Here is a 25,102-nt window from a genome sequence, read left to right on the forward strand (position 1 = left end):
GCCTGTGTATTATTCGCTTCTTAAAGTCTTCACCGGGTTGGCCAGTGCGGCTTTAATAGATTGGAAACTGATGGTAACAAGGGCTATCAGGATGGCGATGACGCCGGCCACCAGGAATACCGCCCAGCCTATATTGGCTTTGTAGGCAAAATCCTGCAACCAGTTGTTCATCGCGTACCAGGCAACCGGAACGGCGATAACGATACCCACGAGCACAAGTGTAATGAAATCCCTGGCGAGTAAACGGATAATGCCGCTTACACTCGCTCCCAATACCTTCCGGATACCGATCTCGCGAGTGCGTACCTGTGCTGTATACGTGGCAAGGCCCAGCAGGCCGAGGCAGCAGATCACAATGGCGATCACCGCAAAGATGTTGAAGATCGTGCTGGTACGTGTTTCGTTTTCATACAGCGAATTGAACGCTTCATCCATAAATGTATAGCGGAAAGGCAGGTCGGCATTGTATTCCTTCCATACTTTTTCTGCCGCCGCAATGGCCTTGCCGGCGTCTTTGCCGGTGGTTTTAACATACACAAGGGCATTGGGCCATTTCTTCAGGTAGAAGATCGAAGGTTCTATTTTATTCTTCATCGAAGCAAAATGGAAGTCTTTGACCACGCCCACAATGGTGCCCGTAGTTTCCCACAATTTGAATTGTTTGCCGATGGGGTCTTTGATGCCAGCCTGCTTAATGGCCGTTTCATTCAGAATAAAAGCCGTAGAGTCTGCCGGTGTGCCGCTGAAATTTTTGCCGGCCACCAGGTCCATTTTGAAAAAGGGAATGAAGTCGTTGGTAACCCCCACAGGGCGCATCATCATAGTTTCATTGGCGCCTTTGCCATCCCACCAGTTGTTGCCGGTTTGGTTGCCGAGATTAATGAGGTTGCCATCGGCGCAGGTTACATCCAGCACACCGGGTTGTGCCATCAGGGTGCTTCGAACAGTATTGAATTTAGTACCTCCATCCTTGATCCACATACCAAATACATTCTCTTTGTTGTAACCAAGGTTGCGCGACTTTATGTAAGATAGTTGCTGGCTGATGACGAGCGTGCCGATGATGAGGGCTACGGAGCAGGCAAACTGCACTACTACCAGTGCCTTTCTGAACAAGGCATCACTGATGCCGGTATTCATTTTGCCTTTCAGTACTTTCAGCGGTTCAAAGGATGAAAGCAGCAGGGCAGGGTAGATGCTTGATACGACCACCGAGCTGAGGATGGTGACAGCCAGTAAGAACCACAGCTTGCCATCGAGCAGGTTCAATTCGAGCGTTTTTCCCGATAGCTGGTTGAATTGGGGCAACAGGATATGGATAACGCCCAGGGCCAGCACCGAGGCCAGCATGAAAAGGAGGGTCGTTTCTATAATGAATTGAAGAAATAGCTGCCAGCGTGCGGCGCCTACGATCTTACGCATGCTTACCTCGCGTGCACGAAGCATAGACCGGGCTGTACTAAGGTTTACATAATTGATGCAGGCGATCACCAGCACGATAAAGGCGATCCATGCGAACATACGTACTGTTTCCATGCCGGCTTCTGTACCATCCGAACGGAACAGGTGCGCACGGGTAATCTGCAGAAATTGGTATTTGATATCGGTATCATCTGCTTTGTTGCGCAGGTGAATATTGCGGAGATCGGTAGCCAGCTTGTTGAGGTCGGTGCCGGGTTGCAGCTGGAAATAAGTCTGGATGCTGAACTGGTGGAAGTCATTGTCGACCGTGCGGCCATCGGTACGGCCCTGGTATTGACGATCGGCGTACAGCTGCATCGGGAACAATACATCGAATTTGAATGTGGAGTTCCGGGGCAGGTCTTTGATCACACCGGTTACGGTGAGGTTGGTTTGACCGTCGCCAATGATCACTTTGCCGATGGGGTCTTCTTTACCGAAATAGCTGTTGGCGACCGATTCAGTGAGTACGATGCTGTTGGCATCCGGGAATGGATTTGCTTTATCGCCTTTGATCAGTGGAAAGTTGAACAAGGTGAAGATGCTGGCATCGGCGCTCGCCGGATCGCGCACATCAATACGCTTGTCTTTATAGGCCAGTTTGAAAAAAAAGTTGCCATAAGAGATACGGGCCATGTCCTTAATGACGGGTAACTGTTCCTTACCCATTTTGCCAATGGGCGCAACATTGGTGGTCCATATCTGGATGCTGGCGCCGGTGCCTACTTGGTTCTCGAGTTTGTAGATATCAGCAGCCTTATCATGAAAACCATCATAACTGAGTTCATCCTGTACCCACAGCAGGATAAGTATTCCGATAGCGAGGCCGGCGGTTAGTCCGGCAATGTTGATGGCCGAGTAGAACTTATTCTTTTTGAGGTTACGCCAGGCAGTTTTTAGATGGTTCTTGAACATATCTTCTTATTTACCAATGGGTGGATAAAAGCTTTCGCCCGTATAGGGATTAAAAAAGGTGCCAGTTATATTATATATTGATATACAAATGTTTGTAGATGGTTGGCGCGGGTGAGGTGTTCGTTTTTATTACACCGCCTGTTCGGTTTAAGGCCGTGAAGAAAGTGAATAGTTGGGCTTGAGAGCATTCCGTTCCTTAAAATTTATCAGAAGGCTGCAACGATCGGGCTTTGAGGAATGTCAAGGAAAATAGCAGCTTGCTGCTCTTTTAGTAAGATTTAGTAAGACGGGTTTAGGGGGTTAAATCAGTCTCTTCTAATGGGTCTTCCGATTCACCGGAAGACCCTCTTTTTTTATGCTGACTTCAGGCGGTAACCAGGGCGCCCATGTGGGGTAATGCCTGCACGATCTTCACAACATCTGTTACACATTTGCGTGCATCACGGTGATCAGTTTTGTTCGAGTTCGTCTTTCACGGGCAGTTTGGGGAACGACGCATGCGGTTCCAGCTGGTACCAGAATACCACCGAGCTGATATCGGACTGTTGCTGCAGGTAGCGGCCACCACTTTTCCAGCCGAGGTCCTGGATAGTGATCTTCAGGTCTTTTTCAAAACGTACCGGATCGGTAATATGCCAGCGGTACATGCCAAAACGTTGTTGTGAAGTATATAGTCCATCGGGCCTTATCACCTGGTGAAGGCCGGCGTAAGCTGTCGAGAACTCCTGGTATTTCCCTTTTACATCGAAGTTGTAAGAGCCGCAGAAGTAGTCCTCTGTGCCAGTGCCATTGATCGTGGGGTACTGGGTGTCGCCATCCATGAAAAATTTGATCTCCCCTTCGCCCCACCAGCCGTTGTTGCGGATGCCATAAGCCATATAGGTGCCTACGTATTGTCCTTTGCCTTTGATATTGTCGATAAGCGTGTACAAGGCGCCCTTCGTAGGGTTAGCACGCCTGAACTGGGCGTGGAAATAAGCAGCATCGTCGGGTACTTCCGTAAGCGTATAATCGATCTGGTAATAAATGCGCATGTCTTCGGTGGCTATGTTCTCGAGCGTGACGCGGCATTTTTTGCGGAAGGGCATCGGCCAATAGCAATTGAAGGCGCTGCCGGGATTAACAGTTACGGCCAGTGAATTGAGTGGGGCGTAGCTGCCCCATCCCATGCCGAAAAAATCTCCCACCGGTACTTCTACCGAAGGTTCTTTTTCATCATCCCAATAAAAACGAAGTATGGAAAAACGCCAGTTGCCGGTAGGTGTCATCCAGATATGCTGGATCGAGCCGGAGCCGTTGATCTCCCCCAAGGTGAAGGTGGTTCCTTTCTTTACTACCACAAACGGACTTACTTTCCAGCCCTGCCCCAGTTCGCGGGCCTCGTTCCTGGCCGATCCGTTCTCCATCGTGGCCATACCTCCTTTACCAGGCTCGCCAGTAAAATTTTCGGGACTGATGGAGCGTGTTTTAGCAGGTGATACCCGGTAAATATTCCCAAGGTTTACATCGAGCCCGTTGAACGTATTATTTTTCTGTGCGTTAGCGCCGATGCAGGCAACGGCAAGTGTCGTTAGCAGTAAGAATGATCTCATGGATACTGTAGGTTTTTAGATAACAGGAAGGTACAAAAGATTTTTGCTTTTGCATTTCTTTAACACAATAGGGGAACCCGGGCACGATAAATGATTGTTACAATAGTATACTTCATAACCACGTGATATTGGAAAGCATTCCGAAAAATGTGTTGATTGGTTGTTTTTGGTTGTAGAGTTAGAAGGTCTTCTCAAGTCGCACAACAATTGAGAAGACCTTCTTTTTTATGGCAACGTGCGTGTTTTCGCATGTAGTGCGGTTGTTGGTGTGCTATAGCCAGACATGATATGCAAAAGGCGACACCGCAGTGCCGCCTTCGCATATGTCGTATCGACTATTTATTAGAATCCCTTTTTACCGGCGCCCCCGGTGCCGTTCTTGTCGGCATTCTTTACATACTTCTCCAGCCAGGCATTTTGCTCGTACAGCAAATGCAATAAATTCTCTTTACCGCGATAACCGTGTGCTTCGTAAGGCAGACTTACAAAACGAACGGTGCCGCCATGTCCTTTTACGGCATTGAATAAACGTTCGCTCTGGATGGGGAAGGTGCCGGGGTTATCGTCCATCTCTCCATGTACCAGCAGCAACGGTGTTTTGATCTTGTCGGCATAGCTGAAGGGGCTCATGCCATTGTAGAGTTCAGGCGCCTGCCAGTAGGTACGGTCTTCATTCTGGAAACCGAATGGCGTCAGCGTGCGGTTATACGCTCCGCTGCGGGCAATACCTGCTTTGAATAAGCTGGTATGCGCCAGCAGGTTGGCCGTCATGAAAGCGCCATAGCTATGGCCACCTACGGCCACGCGGTTGCGGTCGCCCACACCGAGATCGGCCAGTTTATTGATGGCGGCCTCTGCATTCATTCGCAGCTGGTCTACAAAATTGTCGTTTGGTTTTTTGTCGGCATTGGTAGCCACGATCGGAAACTCCGCATTGTCGAGTACGGCATACCCTTGCGTTACCCAGAACACCGGTCCGCCGTAACTCACCATCGTGAAGCGGTCTTTGGAGCCGCGCACCTGTGCCGCATCGGCAGCAGAGTTGAACTCGCGGGGATAGGCCCACATCAATACGGGTAAGGGACCATCCTTTTTAGGATCGTAATTCTTCGGCAGGTAAAGGTCGCCGGTGAGGTCAACGCCATCAGCCCTTTTGTACGATACCTTTTGTTTGCTAACGCCCTCCAGTCCGGGATAGGGATTGGCAAAGCTGGTGATGGGTTTATCGGCTATGCGCAGCACCAGGTTCTTGATATAATAGTTGGGCATGTCTTTCTGCGACTCGCGACGCGTCAGCAACACCAGTTTATCGGCATCCAGCACATCGGTAACGGTTTCATAAGCGCCTTCCTGGCTACGCCAGATGATCTCGTTCTGTTTGGTCTTGAGATCGAATTTGGCGAGGAAGGGAAGGTCGCCCTTTGGTGAACTGCCCACGGGATTGTTCATCAGCAGCTTGCTGCCCCCGTCAATGGTCCTGATCACCTGGCGGCCGTATTTATTTTTTACCGTAATGGGTGATCCGGGATTGCCATAGGCATCTGTCATATTGCGCTCCTGCAGGGTTTCGAACGAACCGGTAGCCGGATTGTAGAGGCTCATGCGTACGCTTTGTTTGCTCTGCAAACGTTCGCTCACCAATGCGAGGTTTTCATTGCCCCAGGTAATGCCGCCAAAGCGCCAAGTAGTTTTCAGGAGTTCTTTGGGAGATCCCGTAAAAGGGGCATTCAATGAATACACGATATCGTGGTAATCGCTTTTCTTTTTATAGATACCACTATCAAGTGGTTCGGCCCACACAACGGTAGCGCCTTCATCATCGCGCCATTCAAACCCACGGGGAGCATTGAGTATGTTGTCGTAGCCAGAAGGGGAAAGCTCGGACGATGGTATCTCTGCAAGCACCTTCACCGGTTTGCCTGTTGGGTCAACAATGCTCACGGTTGAGTTGAAACCAAAGGCCGGTACGAGGTAGGAGTAAGGCTTTCTGATGGTGCGGGTGAGCATGTATTTCTTATCGGGCGAAACGGACAGCGTAGTATAAATAGCTGGCTGCCCCACTTTAGTCTCCGTTCCGTTTACATTCTTTACCAGCTGGGCCATGGCGTAGAACTCGAACAGCTGTTCATCGTAGGGCGTTTTGATAAGATCCTGGTAGGTACGGCTGGGTGCTACCTTACCCAGGTTCTGCTGCACGGTGGGCCCCGATGGCATGAGCGATCTGGCAGGAGCCGCGCTGGCCGGTTTCAGGATGGCCTTATAGAGCAGCGTATTGTCATCCATCCAGATGAACTCCTGTCCGAGGATCACATTGAGTGCCTGCTTATTGACCTTGCTGGCTTTGCGGGTGGCTACATCGATCACATACAGGTCTACCTGCTTATTGGAGGTATTGGTAAAGGCGATCTTTTTTTCATTGGGGCTCCAGCTCACATTACCGGCCAGCATGCCCGCGGGAAGGCCCGATACCGGAAATTCCTTTCCGCTCCTGATGTCTTTCAGTATGAAGTTGTTGATGAAGTTCTGGCGGCTGGGCGCAAAGTTGTTGGGGTTGATGCGCTGACCAGCGATGCGGAGTTCGGGCTGCGCCAGCTCTTCCACCGAAGGATAGCTGTTGCGTTCCATCAGCAGCATCAAATCGGCATTGCCATCTATGCTTACGGCAGGAGTGGGTTTTGCCAATAAAAGATCAGCGATGGCTTTGGGAGGTGTTTGGTAGCCTTCGTCCTGTGCCTGGCACCAGGCGACTGCAAACAGTAAAACGACCGGTAGTAGTTTTCTCATGAATGAAGCGTTTATGAATTGTTAGTGATTGCGCTAGTAAGCGGCAGATGAGGTTTTAGACGCCATACCGCCACTTACCCTGTGATGCGGTGACAAGTTAGGCACCCCGGGTCTTGCTTTTCCGCCTGATTGTGACAGGTGGTGGTATCGGTGTAGGAATTGCTTCAGCAACAGCTGATTGAGACATAGCCTTCCGGTTATTTCCCGGAGAATCTGGTCCGGATAAAAATATTTTTTGTCAAACGCGCGGATGTATTATTTTTGCGACTCGAAATGAACATATTTACGCACATACATCACCATCATCATACTTACCCTTCCAGGTAGGCCGGTGGTGCTTTGTTCAGTGCCATATCATATTCAGGGCTTACCACAGGTAAGCCCTTTTTGTTTTTCGATCATCCGAACTTTTTAAAATATACCAGCGGCCCCAGCAAGGCCTACAAACACAACACTATGTTACGAATAGCGATTCAGAAGTCAGGACGCCTGTACGAAGATTCTGTTCAATTACTGAAAGAATGCGGTATCGACCTGCGCAATGTAAAAGACCGCCTGCGCACCGAAGCCGATAATTTCCCCCTCGAAGTGTTTTTTCTCCGTGATGACGATATCCCTCAATACGTGGAAGATGGTGTTGCCGATATTGGTATTGTAGGCGAAAACGTGTTGTTTGAAAAAAACAAGAAGGCTGAGATCGTAGAAAAACTGGGCTTTGGAAAGTGCCGCCTGGCTGTAGCGATACCCCGCGGGCAGGAATATACCGGCGTATCGTCTCTCCAGGGCAAACGCATCGCCACCAGCTATCCTTTCCTCGTCAATGAATTCCTGAAAAAGAATAAGGTGGAAGCTGAGATCCACGAGATCAGCGGCTCCGTAGAGATCGCACCCGGTATCGGGCTGGCCGACGTAGTGGCTGATCTGGTAAGCAGCGGCTCTACCTTGTTTATGAATGGTCTGAAAGAAGTAGAGACCATCCTGCAGTCGCAATCGGTGCTTATCAAGAACAACCTGCTCGATGCTGGGCAACAACAGTTGCTCGACAAACTCCTGTTCCGCATCCGCGCTGTGAAGAAGGCGAAAAGAACCAAGTATGTATTGCTCAATGCACCCAACGATAAACTGAAAGAGATCATTGGCCTGTTGCCGGGTATGAAGAGCCCCACCGTGCTGCCGCTGGCCGAGCAGGGATGGAGCAGCGTGCACAGCGTATTGAGTGAAGATACCTTTTGGGACATCATCGAGCAATTGAAAGCTGCCGGTGCACAAGGTATCCTGGTGGTGCCTATTGAAAAGATGATAATCTAAATGAATACACCGGTAAACCAGGGTATCAATACAATCGAAAAGCACAATAATATTACGCGTTTATGAAAGTATATGACAACCCGGCCCGCAGCGAATGGAATACATTGCTGCAACGGCCGGTAGCAGAGGCGGCGAGACTGGAGGAAATTGTGAGCGGCATCCTGCAACAGGTGAAAACCGGCGGCGATGCAGCGGTGAAAGCGCTGACCCTGCAATTTGACAAAGCTGTTGTCGACGATCTGCAAGTATCTGAGTCCGAGTTTAGGGATGCAGCGTCCTCGCTCGACGAAGCATTGAAGACGGCGATCCTTACTGCCAAAGCAAATATTGAAACTTTTCATCGCAGGCAGTTGAGTGAACCGGAGATGGTGGAAACGATGCCTGGCGTACAATGCTGGCGAAAAGCGGTGGCCATCGAAAAAGTAGGCTTGTATATTCCCGGCGGTACGGCGCCTTTGTTCTCGACCATCCTGATGCTGGGTGTACCGGCCAGGCTGGCGGGCTGTAAAGAGATCGTATTGTGTTCGCCGCCCGATAAGCAGGGCAAGCTGCATCCGGCCATCCTGTTTGCAGCCGAAGCGGTAGGCGTAACGAAAGTATTTAAGGCGGGTGGGGTACAGGCAATCGGCGCCATGGCTTATGGTACCGCTACCATCCCGAAAGTGTCGAAAATATTTGGACCGGGCAATCAATATGTAACCTGTGCCAAACAACTGATACAGCAGGAAGGGATTGCGATCGATATGCCTGCAGGCCCCAGTGAGGTGGCTGTGTATGCAGATGCGAGTGCCAATGCATCATTTGTAGCGGCCGACCTGCTGAGCCAGGCTGAACACGGAGTAGATAGCCAGGTGATCCTGGTGGTGCGCGAAAAGCAACTGGTAGCGAAGGTGCAGCAGGAGCTCGATACGCAACTGGCGGTATTGCCCCGGAAAGACCTGGCGGCAAAAGCGCTGGAGAACAGTAAGATCTTTGTCATTACGGAGGAGGCAACAGCCTTGGAACTCCTGAATGAGTATGCCGCAGAACACCTCATCCTTGCCTGCGACAATGCCGGTGTGCTGGCCCGCCAGGTAGTGAATGCGGGTTCTGTATTCCTCGGCCATTATTCGCCCGAGAGTGTAGGCGATTATGCCAGCGGCACCAACCATACACTGCCCACCAATGGTTATGCAAAAGCCTATAGCGGAGTGAGTGTTGACAGCTTCGTCAAGAAGATCACCTTTCAACAGCTTACCCGGCAGGGCCTGCAGATGATTGGCCGCACCGTAGAACTGATGGCAGAAGCAGAAGGGCTCGAAGCCCATGCCAATGCCGTACGTGTGCGGATGGGCAAGTAAATGCAGCTATGACGAAGGAATCCTTGTTCTGAATCCTGCTGATGCTTTGACCGGTTCTCCTGGCTGCAGCAGCAACAAAATGTAATCCATGAGCTTTGATCTTAATAATATACTGAGAGATAATATCAAGAAACTGGTGCCTTATTCCTCGGCCAGAGATGAATTTAAAGGGGAAGCCAGTGTATACCTCGATGCCAATGAGAATAGTCTCGGCTCGCCCCTCCGTAAATGGTACAACCGCTATCCCGATCCTTTGCAAAAGAAGGTGAAAGAGAAACTGAGCGAAATAAAAGGCGTACCGGCCGAGCGAATCTTTTTGGGCAACGGCAGTGATGAGTGTATCGATGTGCTGATGCGGGCTTTTTGCGATCCCGGAAAGGATAATATCATTATTTGTCCGCCCACTTATGGTATGTACGAAGTGAGTGCCAACATCAATGATGTGGCCATAAAGAAAGTGCCGCTGACGCCGGCCTTTCAGCTGGACCTCCCGGCCATCGAAGAAGCGGTAGATGATAATACCAAAATGATCTTCATCTGCTCGCCCAACAACCCGACAGGTAATTCGCTGGAGCGTGATGATATTGAAGTGTTGCTGAACAATTACTTCGGACTGATCGTGATCGATGAGGCTTATATAAATTTCTCGAGGTTCAGGTCTTTTACGCAGGAGATGGCAGACTATCCGAACCTGGTGGTGATGCAAACCTTGTCGAAGGCCTGGGGCCTGGCAGCATTACGGGTGGGTATCGCCTTCTCATCGGTAGAGATCATCGATGTAATGAATAAAGTAAAACCGCCTTACAATATCAACCAGGCATCGCAGGACCTCGTATTGCAGGCGCTGGAAGAAGTGGGGCAGGTGAACGATATGATCAAAGAGATCGTGAAACAACGCGGCGAGTTGGAAAGGGTATTGCCTACGGTGCCTGTGGTAAAGCAGGTGTATCCTTCGGATGCCAACTTTTTGCTGGTGCAGGTTACCGATGCAAAAGCGATCTATGATTATTTGCTGACGGAAGGCATTGTAGTGCGTGACCGCAGCAAAGTGATGTTGTGTGAAGGATGCCTGCGAATTACCGTAGGTACCGAAGCGGAGAACGTAGCACTGGTGAACGCGTTGAATAAGTTTGCGGCGCAATAGCAAATCATTTATTACAAATATTCAACGAAAACGAGCAACATGAAACGTATTGGCGGATTATTATCGGCTTTGCTGCTGACTGGCTTTACTGTTTGGGCCAATGATACTACACAGGTTAAACTAAGACGAGGCAAACGCATCCCGGCAGAAGTGAATGGCGGTATTACCTTGCCCGCCGGTTTTAAGGCCGTGGTAGTGGCCGATACGGTAGGGCGGGCCCGGCATATCGTTACGGCCGCCAATGGTGATCTGTACGTCATGTTGTTCCGTTTGAAAAATGGCAAAGGCATCCTGCGCCTGCGCGATACCAATAAAGATGGCGTTGCGGATCAGGTTACTTCCTTCGGCAATTATGCCGGTACCGGCATCACGATCAAGGATGGTTATCTCTATGCCTCCTCCAACAAGGAAGTGTTCCGGTATAAACTGAATGAGCAACAGGAAGTGATCAATCCCGAGTCGCCGGAACGCATCATTACGGGCCTCATCGACCGCAATACCCACAATACCAAATCGCTGGTGCTTGATAATGAAGGCAATATTTATGTCAATATTGGCGCCCCTTCCAATGCCTGCCAGATCGAGGACCGCAAAAAAGGTTCTCCATCACCCGACCCCTGTCCGCTGCTCGATTCGGTAGGAGGGGTATGGCAGTTCAAGGCCGACAAGCTCAACCAAAGTTACCCGGAAGGTATCCGCTATGCCACCGGCATTCGCAATATCATGGGGCTCGATTGGAACCAGGCGACCAATAGCCTGTACGCCATGCAACATGGCCGGGACAACCTGAACTCCTTATTTCCTGAACTGTATAATGAAGATGAAAGCGCCGAGCTGCCTGCAGAAGAACTGTTCCGCATTAACAAGGGCGACGATTTCGGCTGGCCTTATTGCTACTTCGACTGGCAGCAGAATAAGAAAGTACTGGCACCTGAATATGGCGGCGATAAAAAGAAAGAAGGTCGTTGTGCCGATAAAAAGAAACCCATCTATGCCTTCCCTGGTCACTGGGCGCCCAATGCATTGTTGTTCTATACAGGCAATCAGTTCCCTGAGAAATACCGCAATGGTGCATTTGTTGCCTTTCATGGTTCCTGGAACAGAGCACCGAAACCACAGGCAGGTTACTTTGTCGTGTTCCTGCCATTTAAAGACGGTATGCCCAGCGGCGACTATGAGATCTTTGCCGATGGATTTGCGGGTGGTTTCAGAGAGCCTGCGAAGTCATTGTATCGTCCCTGCGGACTCGCACAAGGGCCTGATGGTTCACTCTATATCTCCGACGATAAGAAAGGACGTCTCTGGAAAGTTATGTACACTAATAAATAAAATACACTTGCTATGCGAAAGTCATTCCTGCTGATCACCTGTGCCGGCACCCTGTTGCTGATGGCCGCTCAAACCAAACCGAAGCCCGTACCTAAGAAAGTGCTGGAGAATGGTAAAAAAGTATATGATACTTATTGTTTGCCCTGCCATCAACAGGATGGAAGCGGCGTACCCAATATGACACCCGGCCTGGTGAAAACTACCTGGGTAACGGGCGATAAAAAGCGGTTGGTGGAACTCATCATAAAAGGCATGAAAGGTGTGGAAGTGGATGGTGAAACTTACGACAACGTAATGGCTGCCCACGATTATCTCACCGATCAGGAGATTGCGGATGTTACTACTTATATTCGCAACAGTTTTGGCAACAAGGCGAGTTTGATCGCGCCGGCGGAAGTGAAAGCGATCCGTGCCAAGATCAAATAAATACATTTTCATGAAGCGCGTATTGTTTATTGACCGGGATGGCACTTTGATCAATGAAGCTCCTCCTACCTATCAGTTGGATTCTTATGATAAGCTCACCTTTTATCCGGGTATGTTTGAATTCATGGGCAGAATTGCCCGCGAGTTCGATTATGAACTGGTGATCGTGACCAACCAGGATGGCTTGGGCACGGCGGCATTTCCGGAAGATACTTTCTGGCCGCTGCACAACTTGGTGATGAAGAGTCTGGAAGGAGAGGGCATTCATTTCAGCGCCACATATATTGACCGGAGTTTTCCCAAAGACAATGCGCCTACCCGTAAGCCCGGTACCGGTATGCTTACGCAATACCTCAATAATCCGGCTTATGATATCGCCAACTCTTTCGTGATCGGCGACCGTATTACCGATGTACAATTGGCCAAGAACATGGGCTGCAAAGCCATCTGGTTGAACAATGATGCCACGTTGGGTTCCGGAGAGATCAAAGACAAGGTGGCCGAGCTGCAGCCTGTTATTGCTCTGGAAACAACCCTCTGGAGCGATATCTACAAGTTCCTGAAACTGGGCCTGCGCCAGGTAATACACGAACGCAATACCAATGAAACGCAGATCAAGATCGAGCTCAACGTAGATGGCAGCGGAAGGGCGCAGATCGTGACCGGACTGGGTTTCTTCGATCATATGCTGGATCAGATAGCCCGTCATGGTAAAATGGATCTCACCATCCGTTCAAACGGCGACCTGCACATCGATGAACACCATACCATTGAAGATACCGGCATTGCGTTGGGCGAAGCCTTTGCGCTGGCATTGGCCGATAAGCGGGGCATGGAGCGTTATGGATTTGCGTTGCCCATGGATGAGGCGGATGCGAAAGTACTGATCGACTTCGGCGGGCGCAACTGGATCGTATGGAATACAGAGTTCAAACGCGAATATGTGGGCGATATGCCAACCGAGATGTTCTTCCATTTCTTCAAGTCATTCTCCGATGCGGCGAAATGCAACCTAAACATAGAATGCCATGGCGATAATGAGCATCACAAGATAGAAGCGATCTTCAAGGCCTTTGCAAAAGCCATTAAGATGGCGGTGAAGCGCGATCCGCTCAGCAATTACCTGCCCAGTACAAAGGGGGTGTTGTAAGCGCGGGCATCTTTTCGGGGAAGCAATTCCGGCCGTGCGTCTTGCCCAATGGCCAGACGTCGCGGTTACTGTATACAGAAATAGCCTTTAACTGAAAGCGGACGATGGTGTCCAGTACCAGTTAAAGGCTATTTTATTTTTAGTACCTGATGGTCAGGCCAGCACGTCCTGCCATTCTGGTGTGCGGTCCAATACTTTTTTAGCGAAAGGGCAGAGGGGAACGATCTTCAGGTTATTGGTGCGGGCAAATTCCACGCCGGCATACACCAGTTGTTTGCCTACTCCCTTGCCGCCCAGCGATTCATCTACCTCGGTATGTTCAATGACCATCTTATTGGGCGAAGGTTTGGAATACACCATTTCTGCCAGTATTTTTCCATCCTCTTCCACATAGAACATGCTCTTAACTTTTCCTTCCTTGTGCTTGATCAACATGCGACATCATTTGGGTGAATAATCATTTGCGTTGAACGTGCAATTTAATACAATTGCTTCAGCAGGGCCATGCCTTCGGGCCATAAGCCCAGGTTGGAGGTGCTATTGATATGCCCGTAATCGCCAACATTTACCAGGCGGCTGCCCCAGGCGTCGGCAAACTGTTGTGCCCTTTCGATGCTCACATACTCGTCGTTGGTGCTGGCTACCGTAATGGACGGAAAGGGCAGCTTATGGAGCGGCATCGGCATAAAGCCAGTGGTGCCGGGCGGATAACTGGGGGCTTCTACATCGCTGGGGCCTACCAGTAAGGCGCCCTTGATGGTGCGGTCGTAGGCTGTTGCCCATCGTACAATGGTGCTGCACGCAAGACTATGCCCCACCAGGATCACTTGGTCAAGCGGTTGCTGAGATACTATGCCATCGATTGTTTGGAGCCAGTCCGCGCACACGGGCGTATCCCAATCCCGTTGCCGGATGCGGGTAAAGCCGTAGGTCTGTTCCCAATGTGTTTGCCAGTGCTGAGGGCCCGAGTCGTAAAGGCCAGGAAGGATAAAAACGATAGGGTTCATTGCCTAAAGGTAAATCCTTTGGGGGCTTTGAGATCGCCGGCGTCGTACATATTAATGAAAAGGATCACTGGTTTGTCCTGACCTTCCCAGGTCACTTCATATTTGTCCAGCAGTCCTCCATCGCCCAGTAGCCCATTTTTCGTTTTGAATGGGCAGCAGCTCCCCAGTCGATGGTAACTGATGGTTTCCCCATTGGGGCCTTGTAAGCCATTTAAGTAGCGTTGTTCGTTTGCTGCCCCATTCATGAGGCCGCCGCCTACCATGATGGGGCTTTTGACGGTGTACCCATAGGTCGAATCGTCCGTAATTGCGGTGAGTTTAAACGATTTATCGTCGAGCATGGCATAGTCGCGGCTACCAGGGAGTTTCGGATAGCTACTACCTCCTGCAGATTCGATTTGTGTCTTTTTAGCGCTGCTACAGGCAGTGGCGACCAGCAGCATGGCGAGGGCAATTGTTGTGAGGTTAATTTTCATGTAAGGTGTGTTTAGGTGTATAGATGCAGTATCCGGGTAATTTACATAACGCTGATACCAGTTTATTCTGCGGTGATAGTCTATCGATCTTGTATTTTTTTTGGAATAATCGATTTGCTACCGCATATTTGCAATATGGTACTGAACAAACAAAATAATCAGTGGTGGTGGCATACAAACTCTATCCGGGGCTTGTAACGCTGCTATTGTTGTTTATGACACTATATTCAGGGCCCCGATGTACAATCGGGGCTTTTTTATTTTATTCTTTATCAATCATTAATTTCTTTTCGAGGGACCAGGCATGAAAAAAATAGCTATTCAGACGAACTGTAAAAAAATGCTGGCCGATGTGTACACTCCTGTTGGTATCTACCTGCGTGTGCGGGATCGATTCAGGGATACCGTGCTGCTGGAAAGCACCGATCACCATGCGGCCGATAACAGTTATTCCTTCATTTGTATCAATGCCATCGCGGGTATGGAGATCACTTCCACCCGTAGCATCGAATTCAAGTGGCCTGGCGAAAAACCCGAAAAGATAGCCGTGAACAATGTACAGGAAGTGCCGCAATTGCTGTGGAACTTCATGCAGCGCTTTGAAGTAAGCGGCGCCTCCACCAAGGAAAGCCGTTTTGCCCAGGGCCTGTACGGCTACACTACTTTCGATGCCGTTCAGTTCTTCGATACCATCGGGTTGAAATCGGGCGCCACGACGCCGGATATTCCTCTGATGCGCTATCGCCTGTACCAATACGTGATCGTTATCAATCATTACAAAGACGAGCTGTTCATTTGTGAGAATGTGGTCAATGGGCTCGATAGCGAACTGTCGGTGGTAGAATCCCTGATCCGTAGCAAGGACGTTCCGGTCTATCCCTTTAAGCCATTGGGCGAGGAGATCTCGAATATGACCGATGAAGCTTACCGCGACATGGTGACCAAAGGTATCCAGAGCTGCTTCCGGGGCGATGTGTTCCAGATCGTATTGAGCCGTCGCTTCCAGCAATCCTTCCGGGGTGATGAGTTCAATGTATATCGCGCGCTTCGCAGCATCAACCCTTCTCCTTATCTCTTCTTCTTCGATTACGGCGATTATAAACTACTCGGCTCTTCTCCCGAATCACAGATACTTATTCAACAGGGCAGAGCGGTGGTACACCCCATTGCAGGCACCTTCAAACGTACCGGCGATGATGAGACCGATAAGCTGGAAGCCGACCGTTTGCTGAAAGATGCCAAAGAGAACGCTGAACACGTGATGCTGGTTGACCTGGCACGCAATGACCTCAGCCGAGTTTGTGATGAGGTGGTCGTAGAGCATTACCGCGAAGTACAATATTACAGTCACGTGATCCACCTGGTGAGTGAAGTGACGGGAAAAGTGCGGCCCAACGCCAATCCTTTTGAACTGATGGCGAAGACCTTCCCGGCTGGTACGCTTAGTGGTGCGCCTAAGTTCAGGGCGATGGAGCTCATCGATTCGTATGAGCCCACTACCCGCAGCTATTACGGAGGTGCTATTGGCTTTATGGGCTTCGATGGAACCTGTGTGCACGCGATCATGATCCGCACCTTCCTGAGCCGGCAGAACACACTGTTTTACCAGGCAGGTGCAGGCGTGGTAGCTGCCAGCAAACCCGAAAGCGAATTGCAGGAAGTAAATAACAAACTGGGAGCTTTAAAGAAAGCGATCGTTTTTGCGGAAGAGATCTCGAAGTAATGGCTGTATACAACCCGCAGCAACGGATTAAATGAAAGAGGCAGCAGGAACAGGAGAGGAGCAGGCAGTACTAAACATTTAAAAAACTCAAACATTGGCCCGGATATTAGTTTTTGACAATTACGATTCTTTCACCTACAACCTGGTGCACCTGGTAGAAAAGATACTGCACCAGAAAGTAGAGGTGTTTCGCAATGACCAGATCCCTTTGGAGAAAGTAAAAGATTACGATAAGATCATTCTTTCACCCGGTCCGGGTATACCGGAAGAAGCCGGCTTGTTGCTGCCGCTCCTGAAAGAGTACGCAGCCACCAAATCCATCCTGGGTGTATGCCTTGGGCACCAGGCCATCGGCCAATCCTTTGGCGGCAAGCTGGTGAACCTGAGTACCGTGTACCATGGCGTAGCTACACCCTGCCAGATCATCGACGCCAAGGCGCCGTTGTTCAAAGACATGCCTGCTGAAATTGAAGTGGGCCGTTATCACAGCTGGGTGATCAGCGAAGAAGGTTTCCCAAAAGAACTGGAGGTTACTGCGCGCGATGCCAACAATTTCATCATGGCGCTGCAGCATAAGCAATACGATGTACAGGGCGTGCAGTTCCATCCCGAAAGTGTATTGACCCCCATGGGCGAACAAATATTACGTAACTGGTTGAAAAACTAAGTATGAAAAAGATACTACAACTGTTGTTTGAACACAAGACGCTCAGCCGGGCCACTGCTAAAGAAGTGCTGGTGAATATCGGTAAGGGGATATACAACGAGCATGAAGTAACGGCCTTCATGACCGTATACCTGATGCGCAGCATCACCATCGAAGAACTGCAGGGTTTTCAGGATGCCTTGCTCGAGTTGTGTGTGCCGGTCGATCTCAACGGACATGCTACCATCGATATCGTAGGTACCGGCGGCGATGGCAAGAATACGTTCAATATCTCTACCCTGGCCTGTTTTATCGTGGCTGGTACTGGTCAAAAGGTGTCCAAGCACGGCAACTACGGCGCTACTTCCATCAGCGGTGCATCGAATGTGATGGAACAGCTGGGTTATAAATTCAAGAACGATCCGGCACAACTGAAACGGGAAGTAGAGGAAGCAAACATATGTTTCTTACACGCGCCCCTGTTTCATCCCGCATTGAAAACGGTAGCCCCCATCCGTAAAAACCTGGGTGTGCGTACCTTCTTCAATATGCTGGGGCCAATGGTGAACCCCGCCGCCCCCGCCTTTCAACTGGTAGGTGTGTACAGCCTCGAGATGGCGCGCATCTACAACTACCTGTTGCAGCAAAACGACAAAGCCTTTACGATCATCCATGGTCTGGATGGTTACGATGAAATATCCCTTACCAATGATACCAAAGTGATCACCAATGCCGGTGAGCGGGTGATGACGCCCGAACAACTGGGCAAGCGCATGGTATCGGCAACTGATATATTGGGTGGCAATTCAGTAGAGGAGAGTGCCAAAATATTCCTGACGATACTGGATGGCAAAGGCAGCTGGGCACAAAATGCCGTGGTGCTGGCCAATGCCGCGATGGCACTGCACTGTACCGGTAACTTCAAGAAGTATGATGATGCCTATGCGGCGGCGGTCGATAGCCTGGAAAGCGGCAAGGCAAGGGCCGCATTGAGCAAACTGGTAGCTTTGCAATAAAATGCCGGCGCGTTGAGCCCCGGTTAATACATACAACACACGGATTCATGAATATTCTGGACAAGATCATAGCGCACAAAAGAATAGAGGTAGCGGAAAGGAAGAAAGCCATGAGTACGGCCGAACTGGAGAAGAGCCCTGCATTTACCCGCCGGGTATTGTCACTGAAAGAGTTTCTGTTGAATGATGAGAAGACGGGCATCATTGCTGAATTCAAGCGTAAGTCGCCCTCGAAGGGAGTGATCAATGGAAACGCCGATGTAGTGGAAGTAACCAGCGCTTACACAAAGTTTGGCGCATCGGGTTTGTCGGTGCTGACAGATACCGAATTCTTTGGCGGCAGTACGGAAGACCTGATCAAGGCACGGGTGAACCAGATCCCCATCCTGAGAAAGGAGTTTATCATTGACGAATACCAGATCGTAGAAGCAAGGGCCATGGGAGCCGATGTGATATTGCTGATCGCAGCCTGCCTGACACCAGCTGACGTGAAGCGATTGGCTACTTTTGCCCAAAGCCTGCAACTGGAAGTATTGCTCGAACTGCACGATGAAGAAGAGTTGGGCCATATTTGCGATGAAACGGAGCTGGTAGGTATCAATAACCGCAACCTCAAGACCTTTGTGGTGGATATTGAAAGAAGCCTGGCTATGGCGCAACGCATCCCCACCGGGAAAGTGAAAGTGGCCGAAAGCGGGATCTCTTCGGTAGAGAACATCCGGCTGTTCCGCGACAACGGTTTCCGGGGTTTCCTGATCGGGGAGAATTTTATGAAAGAACCTAACCCCGCCAAGGCATTTGAGCAGTTTGTGCAGTCGATGTACTAAATGATGGAACACCGCATGCAGACGCGGTTGTTTGCCGATTAACACTAACACTTAAAATCGAATGACCCATGAGAGTAAAAGTCTGCGGTATGACGCAACCCGACCAGGTAGATCAGCTGGCTGGTTTGGGAGCAACGTTTGCCGGCTTTATTTTTTATCCTAAGAGTCCGCGGTATGTGTTCAAGCACATGACGATTACACAGATCCGCAAGGTGAACAACATCAATAAAGTAGGGGTGTTTGTCAACTCGTCGATCGAGGAAGTACTGCACCTGGTAGATGAATGCCGCCTGCACATGGTGCAGCTGCATGGCGATGAATCGCCGAAGTTCTGTGAAAAGATCGCCGACTATGTTTCGGTGGTCAAAGCCTTCAGATTGAGCGACAACGATAGTGTAGACTGGATGATCCGCCCTTATATGGATGTATGCGATATGTTCATGTTCGACACCATGGGAGCCGGCTATGGCGGCACCGGCAAGAAATTCGATTGGAGCGTGTTGAAGAACAGTTCCATCGGCAAACCCTTCTTCCTCAGCGGCGGTATTGAGCCAGGCGATGAAGCAGAGTTGAAAGCCTTTGAACAACAACCTGTAGCCAAAGCCTTATTTGCCATCGATATCAACAGCAAGTTCGAAGTAAGTCCCGGTGTCAAGGACATGGAAAAGCTGCGGCCTTTTATCGAACACATGAAGCAGTAATAAGAACCGGGCAACAAAATAAATTATGATCAGCATTCGGATAGCGGAGGAAACAGACCTCCCGGAAATATTGACGATCTACAATGACATTATTGTAAACACCACAGCCGTGTATGATTACAACGCCCATACGCCGGCCATGCGCAAGCAGTGGTGGGATACCAAAGTGCAGCAGGGCTTCCCTGTTTTTGTAGCCGTGGAAGATGGAAAAGTAGTAGGATTTAGTTCGATCGGTCCCTTCAGGGCCTGGGCGGCCTACAAATATTCAGTAGAGAACTCGATATATGTGGCGGCCGATCAGCGTGGTAAAGGAATTGGCAAGCTGCTGATGCCACCACTCATCGAAGCAGCCCGCCAACTGAATATGCATACCATCCTGGCCGGCATCGATGCCAGCAATGACGCGAGTGTTAAACTGCATGAAAGTTTCGGATTTAAAGAAGTGGCGCTGTTCAGGGAAGTGGGATACAAGTTTGGCAAGTGGCTCGACCTGAAATTCCTCCAGCTGGTATTGGAAACACCGGCAAACCCCATCGAACAGTAACCGACGCATATTTGATAACGATAGCTGTGTTTCGACGTTGCAGCCAGGGTGATCAGAAGCCCATTGTAACGACCAGGCGCAGGAACAATAAATAGTTGAATCATGATCAATCGCAAAATGCCCCTGGCCCAATATAAGGGCACGTATCAGCAGCCCAATATATTCGGGTACTATGGCAATTTCGGTGGTGCTTATATTCCCGAAATGCTGCACCGCAATGTGGAAGAGTTAAAGAACCGATATATACAGATCATGTATGAGGAGTCTTTCCAGAAAGAGTTCCATGCACTGCTGAAAGATTATGTCGGGCGTCCTACGCCCTTGTACCTCGCCAAGAGGCTCAGTGCTCAATACAATACGAAGATCTACCTCAAGCGCGAGGACCTGTGTCATACGGGCGCCCATAAGATCAACAATACCATTGGACAGATACTGCTGGCCGAAAAGCTGGGTAAGAAGCGGATCATCGCCGAAACCGGCGCCGGACAACATGGTGTTGCCACCGCCACCGTTTGTGCATTGAAGGGCATTCAGTGTATCGTGTACATGGGTGAAAAAGACATCGAACGCCAGGCGCCCAACGTGGCACGCATGAAGATGCTGGGGGCGACGGTGATCCCTGCCACCAGTGGCAGCAAAACCTTGAAGGATGCTACCAACGAAGCGATCCGCGACTGGATCAACAATCCCGAAGATACCCATTACATCATTGGCAGTGTGGTAGGTCCGCATCCTTACCCCGATATGGTAGCCCGCTTTCAAAGCGTGATCAGTGAAGAGATCCGCAAGCAATTGAAGGAAGAGACTGGCAGTGAATTTCCTGCGTACGTGCTGGCCTGTGTGGGTGGCGGCAGTAATGCAGCCGGCGCTTTTTACCATTTTCTCGAAGAGTTTTCCGTGAATCTCGTTGCCATCGAAGCGGCAGGTCATGGTGTACATAGCGGCCTTAGCGCTGCCACTACCCAATTGGGCAAACCCGGTGTGTTGCATGGCAGCAAAAGCCTGGTGATGCAAACAGCCGACGGACAGGTGGTAGAGCCGCACAGTATTTCTGCGGGGCTCGATTATCCGGGTATCGGACCGTTGCATGCGCATTTGTATGAAACCGGTCGTGCTACCTTCTTAAGTGCTACCGATGAAGAAGCCCTTGATGCTGCCTTCAACCTGGCCAGGATGGAAGGGATCATTCCGGCGCTGGAATCGGCCCATGCCTTATCGGCTTTGAAACAATTATCCTTCAAGCCATCCGACGTAGTGGTGCTTTGCCTCTCGGGCCGCGGCGACAAGGACCTGGCCACCTATATGAAGGCCATGGAGGAGCGCGGTTAAACCAATTTAAAGACAACAACAAGTATACAAGCATCTATCATGAGCAGGATACAGGACCTATTCAACCGGAAAAAAGATCATGTGCTCAATATCTACTGTACAGCAGGTTATCCGAAGCTAAACAGTACCCTGGAGGTAATGCGGGCCTTGCAGAACAATGGCGCCGATCTCATCGAGCTTGGAATGCCTTACAGCGACCCGCTGGCGGATGGGCCGGTGATCCAGGCCAGCAGCACCGTTGCACTGGCCAATGGCATGACGATCCAGACCTTATTCGAACAATTAAAGGAAATGCGCAGCAGCGCAGGCGAGGAGCCCATCCGCGTGCCGGTGATACTGATGGGATACATGAATCCCGTATTGCAATACGGCTTTGAGAAGTTCTGTGCCGATGCGGCAGCCGCCGGCGTCGACGGACTGATATTGCCCGACCTGCCCGAATACGAGTTTGAGACAGAATATGGTGCGGTCATAAAGAAGTACGGACTTGATTTTATCTTCCTCGTAACCCCCGAAACTTCGGTAGAGCGCGTCAAGCGCCTAGATGCATTGAGCACGGGTTTTCTATACGCCGTATCTTCTTCTTCCACAACGGGTAAGGATAAGGATATGGGAGATGTGAGTGCTTACCTGCAAAAGCTGCAGGACCTGAAACTGAAGAACTCCGTACTCGTAGGGTTTGGTATTAAAGACAAGGCCAGTTTCGAAGCCGCCTGTAAACATGCCCAGGGTGCTATCATCGGAACAGCTTTTATCAAAGCGCTCGATGGGCAGGAGGACGTAAAGGGTACTGTACAACAATTTTTGAAAAAGGTGTTACAATAATACGTATGAGTTTAGTGATCGTTAAATACAATGCGGGCAATATCCAATCTGTATTGTATGCGTTGGAAAGGATCGGTGTGGAGGCTGTGGTAACGGATGACCATGAGCAGATCCGCAACGCGGGCAAAGTCATTTTTCCCGGAGTAGGGGAGGCCAGCAGTGCCATGCGCTACCTCAAAGAGCGCGGTCTCGATGAGGTGATCAGGCAATTGGAGCAGCCCGTGCTGGGCATCTGCCTGGGTATGCAGTTGATGTGTGCTTACAGTGAGGAGAACGATACAACATGCCTGGGCATCTTTCCGGAACACGTAAAGCAGTTCAGGCCCCAGGCTGGCAGCGCACTCAAAGTGCCCCAGATAGGATGGAACTCGATCTACAACCTGAAGACGGACCTCACAAAAGACGTGGCGGAGAACAGCTACTGCTATTTTGTGCATGGGTTTTATGCGGCGCTCGGTGAACATACCATCGCTACCACCGATTATGTGCAGCCTTACAGCGCCGGCCTGCACAAAGACAATTTCTATGGACTGCAGTTTCACCCCGAGAAAAGTGCCAAGGTGGGTGAGCAATTATTAAAAAACTTTCTGAGCCTGTAATATGGAGATCAAAAATGTCCCTTTGCCCGATGTGTGGCATATGCGCCAAGCAGTGATGTATCCCAGCGAGTCGATCGACTTCGTGAAGCTCGATCTCGATGAGCATGGCATGCATTGGGGCGTGTATGAAAAGAGCGAACTGGTATCGGTAATATCGGTGTTCGTTGAGGGGAAGCAGGTGCAATTCCGCAAGTTTGCTACCAGCGTGCATCATCAGGGAAAAGGTTATGGGTCGACCCTGTTGCAGTATGTGATCGACTGGGCCAGGCATCATGGCATGCACTCCATGTGGTGCAACGCGCGCCTGAATGCCACATCCATCTACAAGAAATTTGGTATGCAGGCTACCGGCGCCACCTGGCACAAGTATGGCCTCGAATTCATTAAAATGGAAAAACAGTTACAGCGAACCATGCAGATCATCCCTGCCATCGATATTATTGACGGAAAATGTGTACGCCTTACCCAGGGTGATTACGAACGAAAGAAAATATACAATGAGCATCCGCTCGAAGTAGCGCTCGAATTCCAGGATGCCGGTTTAAAAAGGTTGCACCTGGTTGACCTCGACGGTGCCAAGGCCGGTGCAGTAAAGAACTGGAAAGTGCTGGAAACCATCGCGGCAAAAACCAGTATGGTCATTGATTTTGGTGGCGGCATCAAGACCGACAAGGACGTGAACATTGTTTTCAACTCCGGTGCCGCTTTGGCAACGGTGGGTAGCATTGCTGTCAAGAACGAACAGGAGTTCGTAAAGTGGCTGCTGACCTATGGGGCCGATAAGTTCCTGCTGGGCGCCGATGTGAAAGACGAAAAGATCGCCGTAGCCGGCTGGCTCGAAACCACCGATGTATGGATCTATGATTTCATTCAGAAATATATCGGGCATGGCGTGCAGCAGCTATTCTGCACCGACGTGAGCAAAGACGGTTTATTGCAGGGACCTTCTATCGATCTCTACAAGAACATCATTACCAAATTCCCCGACCTGCATTTCATAGCCAGCGGCGGCGTCAGCAATATGGACGATGTATTGGAGTTGAAAGCGATCGGCTGCAGTGGCGTCATCATTGGCAAAGCGATCTATGAAGGCCGTATCACGATCAAGGATCTGGCTACATTATAAGACCATAAAACGAATAAGGTGTTAACAAAGCGTATTATCCCCTGCCTCGATATCAAGGACGGTCGTACCGTGAAGGGAACCAATTTTGTGAACTTAAGAGATGCCGGTGATCCCGTGGAGTTGGGAGCATTGTATGCGCAGCAGGGTGCGGATGAGCTGGTGTTTCTCGATATCACGGCCACCAACGAGCGTCGTAAGACGCTGAGCGAACTGGTGAACCGCATTTCGCACCATATCAATATTCCCTTTACTGTGGGCGGTGGCATCAGCAGCGTGGAAGACGTGCAGGTGTTGTTGCAGAACGGAGCCGACAAGATATCGGTGAACACGGCAGCCTTTAAACGTCCGGAACTGATCGGCGAGCTGGCCAAAGAGTTTGGAAGCCAATGCGTGGTACTGGCCATCGATACCCGCCTGGAAGCCGACGGGGAGTGGTATGTGTACCTTAATGGCGGTCGCGTAAAGACCGAAGCGAAATGCTTCGATTGGGCCAGGCAGGGCGTGGAGCTCGGCGCTGGGGAGATTCTGCTTACCTCCATGAACCATGATGGTACCAAACAAGGCTTTGCGCTCGATATTACCCGCAGGCTGGCAGAAGCCCTGCCGGTGCCGGTGATCGCCAGTGGCGGCGGTGGCACCATGGAGCATTTTGTGGATGTATTTGGCCAGGGCAAAGCCGACGCTGCATTGGCCGCCAGCATCTTCCATTTTAAGGAGATCAGTATTCCGGAATTAAAGGGATATTTGCAGGGCAAACAAATAGCCATCAGGCCTGCATGATCCTCATCGAACTCATAGTGGCTCTTTACTTGTTTTTTTGCATGAAAAATAAAC

General features: G+C 50.3%; 23 protein-coding genes. 17 read left to right on the forward strand and 6 right to left on the reverse strand.

The genetic code is table 11. The features are described 5' to 3' along the window. Positions 1–9: 9 nt before the first annotated feature. The 3 genes from P2H89_RS17415 to P2H89_RS17425 form a co-directional block, all read right to left on the reverse strand. Positions 10–2,376 (reverse strand): ABC transporter permease, encoded by a 2,367-nt coding sequence (locus P2H89_RS17415; RefSeq protein WP_275829155.1) that lies wholly within the window; start codon positions 2,374–2,376, stop codon positions 10–12. 449 nt (positions 2,377–2,825) lie between these two features. Continuing rightward, entirely contained in the window at positions 2,826–3,968 is a 1,143-nt protein-coding gene (locus P2H89_RS17420; RefSeq protein ID WP_275829157.1) for a glycoside hydrolase family 172 protein, read from the reverse strand. A gap of 342 nt (positions 3,969–4,310) precedes the next feature. Next, entirely contained in the window at positions 4,311–6,752 is a 2,442-nt protein-coding gene (locus P2H89_RS17425) for a prolyl oligopeptidase family serine peptidase (RefSeq protein ID WP_275829159.1), read from the reverse strand. A 456-nt stretch (positions 6,753–7,208) separates the two neighbouring features. Between P2H89_RS17425 and hisG the strand changes: the two genes are divergently transcribed. The 6 genes from hisG to hisB all read left to right on the forward strand — a co-directional run bounded on the left by hisG (position 7,209) and on the right by hisB (position 13,449). Beyond that, on the forward strand, positions 7,209–8,060 hold the full coding sequence (gene hisG / locus P2H89_RS17430) for an ATP phosphoribosyltransferase (RefSeq protein WP_275829161.1): 852 nt from the start codon (positions 7,209–7,211) through the stop codon (positions 8,058–8,060). A 62-nt stretch (positions 8,061–8,122) separates the two neighbouring features. Next, the gene (gene hisD, locus P2H89_RS17435) at positions 8,123–9,400 is read left to right on the forward strand and encodes a histidinol dehydrogenase (protein ID WP_275829163.1); all 1,278 of its coding nucleotides are present in this window, start codon (positions 8,123–8,125) and stop codon (positions 9,398–9,400) included. 88 nt (positions 9,401–9,488) lie between these two features. Next, a complete protein-coding gene (gene hisC, locus P2H89_RS17440) occupies positions 9,489–10,544 on the forward strand; it encodes a histidinol-phosphate transaminase (protein WP_275829165.1) in 1,056 nt (351 codons plus the stop codon). A gap of 39 nt (positions 10,545–10,583) precedes the next feature. Continuing rightward, the gene (locus P2H89_RS17445; protein WP_275829167.1) at positions 10,584–11,873 is read left to right on the forward strand and encodes a PQQ-dependent sugar dehydrogenase; all 1,290 of its coding nucleotides are present in this window, start codon (positions 10,584–10,586) and stop codon (positions 11,871–11,873) included. A 12-nt stretch (positions 11,874–11,885) separates the two neighbouring features. After that, positions 11,886–12,299 carry a cytochrome c gene (locus tag P2H89_RS17450; protein ID WP_275829169.1) on the forward strand — a complete coding sequence of 138 codons (414 nt, stop codon included), beginning with the start codon at positions 11,886–11,888 and terminating at the stop codon, positions 12,297–12,299. Positions 12,300–12,309: 10 nt separating this feature from the next. Continuing rightward, complete coding sequence (gene hisB, locus P2H89_RS17455; protein WP_275829170.1) at positions 12,310–13,449, forward strand: bifunctional histidinol-phosphatase/imidazoleglycerol-phosphate dehydratase HisB; 1,140 nt, start codon at positions 12,310–12,312, stop codon at positions 13,447–13,449. A gap of 153 nt (positions 13,450–13,602) precedes the next feature. Here the strand turns inward: hisB and P2H89_RS17460 are convergent, their stop codons facing one another. The 3 genes from P2H89_RS17460 to P2H89_RS17470 are packed head-to-tail and all read right to left on the reverse strand — an operon-like array spanning position 13,603 to position 14,932. Next, entirely contained in the window at positions 13,603–13,884 is a 282-nt protein-coding gene (locus P2H89_RS17460; protein WP_275829172.1) for a GNAT family N-acetyltransferase, read from the reverse strand. A gap of 44 nt (positions 13,885–13,928) precedes the next feature. Beyond that, a complete protein-coding gene (locus P2H89_RS17465; RefSeq protein WP_275829174.1) occupies positions 13,929–14,456 on the reverse strand; it encodes an alpha/beta fold hydrolase in 528 nt (175 codons plus the stop codon). Continuing rightward, positions 14,453–14,932: a hypothetical protein gene (locus P2H89_RS17470; protein ID WP_275829176.1), complete on the reverse strand. Its 480-nt coding sequence runs from the start codon at positions 14,930–14,932 to the stop codon at positions 14,453–14,455. The genes P2H89_RS17465 and P2H89_RS17470 overlap by 4 nt, the downstream gene beginning before the upstream one ends. Positions 14,933–15,236: 304 nt before the next feature. Between P2H89_RS17470 and P2H89_RS17475 the strand changes: the two genes are divergently transcribed. The 11 genes from P2H89_RS17475 (at position 15,237) to hisF (ending at position 25,048) form a co-directional block, all read left to right on the forward strand. Further along, positions 15,237–16,655: an anthranilate synthase component I family protein gene (locus P2H89_RS17475; RefSeq protein WP_275829177.1), complete on the forward strand. Its 1,419-nt coding sequence runs from the start codon at positions 15,237–15,239 to the stop codon at positions 16,653–16,655. 94 nt (positions 16,656–16,749) lie between these two features. Further along, complete coding sequence (locus tag P2H89_RS17480; protein WP_275829178.1) at positions 16,750–17,322, forward strand: aminodeoxychorismate/anthranilate synthase component II; 573 nt, start codon at positions 16,750–16,752, stop codon at positions 17,320–17,322. A 2-nt stretch (positions 17,323–17,324) separates the two neighbouring features. Next, positions 17,325–18,317 (forward strand): anthranilate phosphoribosyltransferase, encoded by a 993-nt coding sequence (gene trpD / locus P2H89_RS17485; protein ID WP_275829179.1) that lies wholly within the window; start codon positions 17,325–17,327, stop codon positions 18,315–18,317. Positions 18,318–18,364: 47 nt separating this feature from the next. After that, positions 18,365–19,144 carry an indole-3-glycerol phosphate synthase TrpC gene (gene trpC / locus P2H89_RS17490; RefSeq protein WP_275829180.1) on the forward strand — a complete coding sequence of 260 codons (780 nt, stop codon included), beginning with the start codon at positions 18,365–18,367 and terminating at the stop codon, positions 19,142–19,144. A 68-nt stretch (positions 19,145–19,212) separates the two neighbouring features. Continuing rightward, positions 19,213–19,845, forward strand: a complete 633-nt coding sequence (locus P2H89_RS17495; RefSeq protein WP_275829181.1) for a phosphoribosylanthranilate isomerase — start codon at positions 19,213–19,215, stop codon at positions 19,843–19,845. A gap of 25 nt (positions 19,846–19,870) precedes the next feature. Further along, the gene (locus tag P2H89_RS17500) at positions 19,871–20,389 is read left to right on the forward strand and encodes a GNAT family N-acetyltransferase (protein ID WP_275829182.1); all 519 of its coding nucleotides are present in this window, start codon (positions 19,871–19,873) and stop codon (positions 20,387–20,389) included. Positions 20,390–20,506: 117 nt separating this feature from the next. Beyond that, complete coding sequence (gene trpB / locus P2H89_RS17505; protein WP_275830004.1) at positions 20,507–21,718, forward strand: tryptophan synthase subunit beta; 1,212 nt, start codon at positions 20,507–20,509, stop codon at positions 21,716–21,718. 39 nt (positions 21,719–21,757) lie between these two features. Then, positions 21,758–22,543: a tryptophan synthase subunit alpha gene (gene trpA / locus P2H89_RS17510; RefSeq protein ID WP_275829183.1), complete on the forward strand. Its 786-nt coding sequence runs from the start codon at positions 21,758–21,760 to the stop codon at positions 22,541–22,543. 5 nt (positions 22,544–22,548) lie between these two features. Next, a complete protein-coding gene (gene hisH, locus P2H89_RS17515; protein WP_275829184.1) occupies positions 22,549–23,142 on the forward strand; it encodes an imidazole glycerol phosphate synthase subunit HisH in 594 nt (197 codons plus the stop codon). A 1-nt stretch (position 23,143) separates the two neighbouring features. Continuing rightward, a complete protein-coding gene (gene hisA / locus P2H89_RS17520; protein ID WP_275829185.1) occupies positions 23,144–24,268 on the forward strand; it encodes a 1-(5-phosphoribosyl)-5-[(5-phosphoribosylamino)methylideneamino]imidazole-4-carboxamide isomerase in 1,125 nt (374 codons plus the stop codon). Positions 24,269–24,286: 18 nt separating this feature from the next. After that, positions 24,287–25,048, forward strand: a complete 762-nt coding sequence (gene hisF, locus P2H89_RS17525; protein ID WP_275829186.1) for an imidazole glycerol phosphate synthase subunit HisF — start codon at positions 24,287–24,289, stop codon at positions 25,046–25,048. Positions 25,049–25,102 lie beyond the last annotated feature (54 nt).

The sequence above is a fragment of the Paraflavitalea sp. CAU 1676 genome (genome assembly GCF_029223285.1).
GTDB lineage: Bacteria > Bacteroidota > Bacteroidia > Chitinophagales > Chitinophagaceae > Paraflavitalea.

What these genes read in the sequence shown, in the direction of transcription:
- hisG (WP_275829161.1), top strand. Translation starts at nt 7,209, where the DNA reads ATGTTACGAATAGCGATTCAGAAGTCAGGACGCCTGTACGAAGATTCT.
- P2H89_RS17495 (WP_275829181.1), top strand. Translation starts at nt 19,213, where the DNA reads ATGAGAGTAAAAGTCTGCGGTATGACGCAACCCGACCAGGTAGATCAG.
- P2H89_RS17475 (WP_275829177.1), top strand. Translation starts at nt 15,237, where the DNA reads ATGAAAAAAATAGCTATTCAGACGAACTGTAAAAAAATGCTGGCCGAT.
- trpA (WP_275829183.1), top strand. Translation starts at nt 21,758, where the DNA reads ATGAGCAGGATACAGGACCTATTCAACCGGAAAAAAGATCATGTGCTC.
- trpD (WP_275829179.1), top strand. Translation starts at nt 17,325, where the DNA reads ATGAAAAAGATACTACAACTGTTGTTTGAACACAAGACGCTCAGCCGG.
- P2H89_RS17500 (WP_275829182.1), top strand. Translation starts at nt 19,871, where the DNA reads ATGATCAGCATTCGGATAGCGGAGGAAACAGACCTCCCGGAAATATTG.
- P2H89_RS17450 (WP_275829169.1), top strand. Translation starts at nt 11,886, where the DNA reads ATGCGAAAGTCATTCCTGCTGATCACCTGTGCCGGCACCCTGTTGCTG.
- hisD (WP_275829163.1), top strand. Translation starts at nt 8,123, where the DNA reads ATGAAAGTATATGACAACCCGGCCCGCAGCGAATGGAATACATTGCTG.
- hisA (WP_275829185.1), top strand. Translation starts at nt 23,144, where the DNA reads ATGGAGATCAAAAATGTCCCTTTGCCCGATGTGTGGCATATGCGCCAA.
- P2H89_RS17425 (WP_275829159.1), bottom strand. Translation starts at nt 6,752, where the DNA reads ATGAGAAAACTACTACCGGTCGTTTTACTGTTTGCAGTCGCCTGGTGC.
- P2H89_RS17445 (WP_275829167.1), top strand. Translation starts at nt 10,584, where the DNA reads ATGAAACGTATTGGCGGATTATTATCGGCTTTGCTGCTGACTGGCTTT.
- hisH (WP_275829184.1), top strand. Translation starts at nt 22,549, where the DNA reads ATGAGTTTAGTGATCGTTAAATACAATGCGGGCAATATCCAATCTGTA.
- P2H89_RS17470 (WP_275829176.1), bottom strand. Translation starts at nt 14,932, where the DNA reads ATGAAAATTAACCTCACAACAATTGCCCTCGCCATGCTGCTGGTCGCC.
- hisC (WP_275829165.1), top strand. Translation starts at nt 9,489, where the DNA reads ATGAGCTTTGATCTTAATAATATACTGAGAGATAATATCAAGAAACTG.
- hisB (WP_275829170.1), top strand. Translation starts at nt 12,310, where the DNA reads ATGAAGCGCGTATTGTTTATTGACCGGGATGGCACTTTGATCAATGAA.
- P2H89_RS17460 (WP_275829172.1), bottom strand. Translation starts at nt 13,884, where the DNA reads ATGTTGATCAAGCACAAGGAAGGAAAAGTTAAGAGCATGTTCTATGTG.
- trpC (WP_275829180.1), top strand. Translation starts at nt 18,365, where the DNA reads ATGAATATTCTGGACAAGATCATAGCGCACAAAAGAATAGAGGTAGCG.
- P2H89_RS17465 (WP_275829174.1), bottom strand. Translation starts at nt 14,456, where the DNA reads ATGAACCCTATCGTTTTTATCCTTCCTGGCCTTTACGACTCGGGCCCT.
- P2H89_RS17420 (WP_275829157.1), bottom strand. Translation starts at nt 3,968, where the DNA reads ATGAGATCATTCTTACTGCTAACGACACTTGCCGTTGCCTGCATCGGC.
- trpB (WP_275830004.1), top strand. Translation starts at nt 20,507, where the DNA reads ATGCCCCTGGCCCAATATAAGGGCACGTATCAGCAGCCCAATATATTC.
- P2H89_RS17415 (WP_275829155.1), bottom strand. Translation starts at nt 2,376, where the DNA reads ATGTTCAAGAACCATCTAAAAACTGCCTGGCGTAACCTCAAAAAGAAT.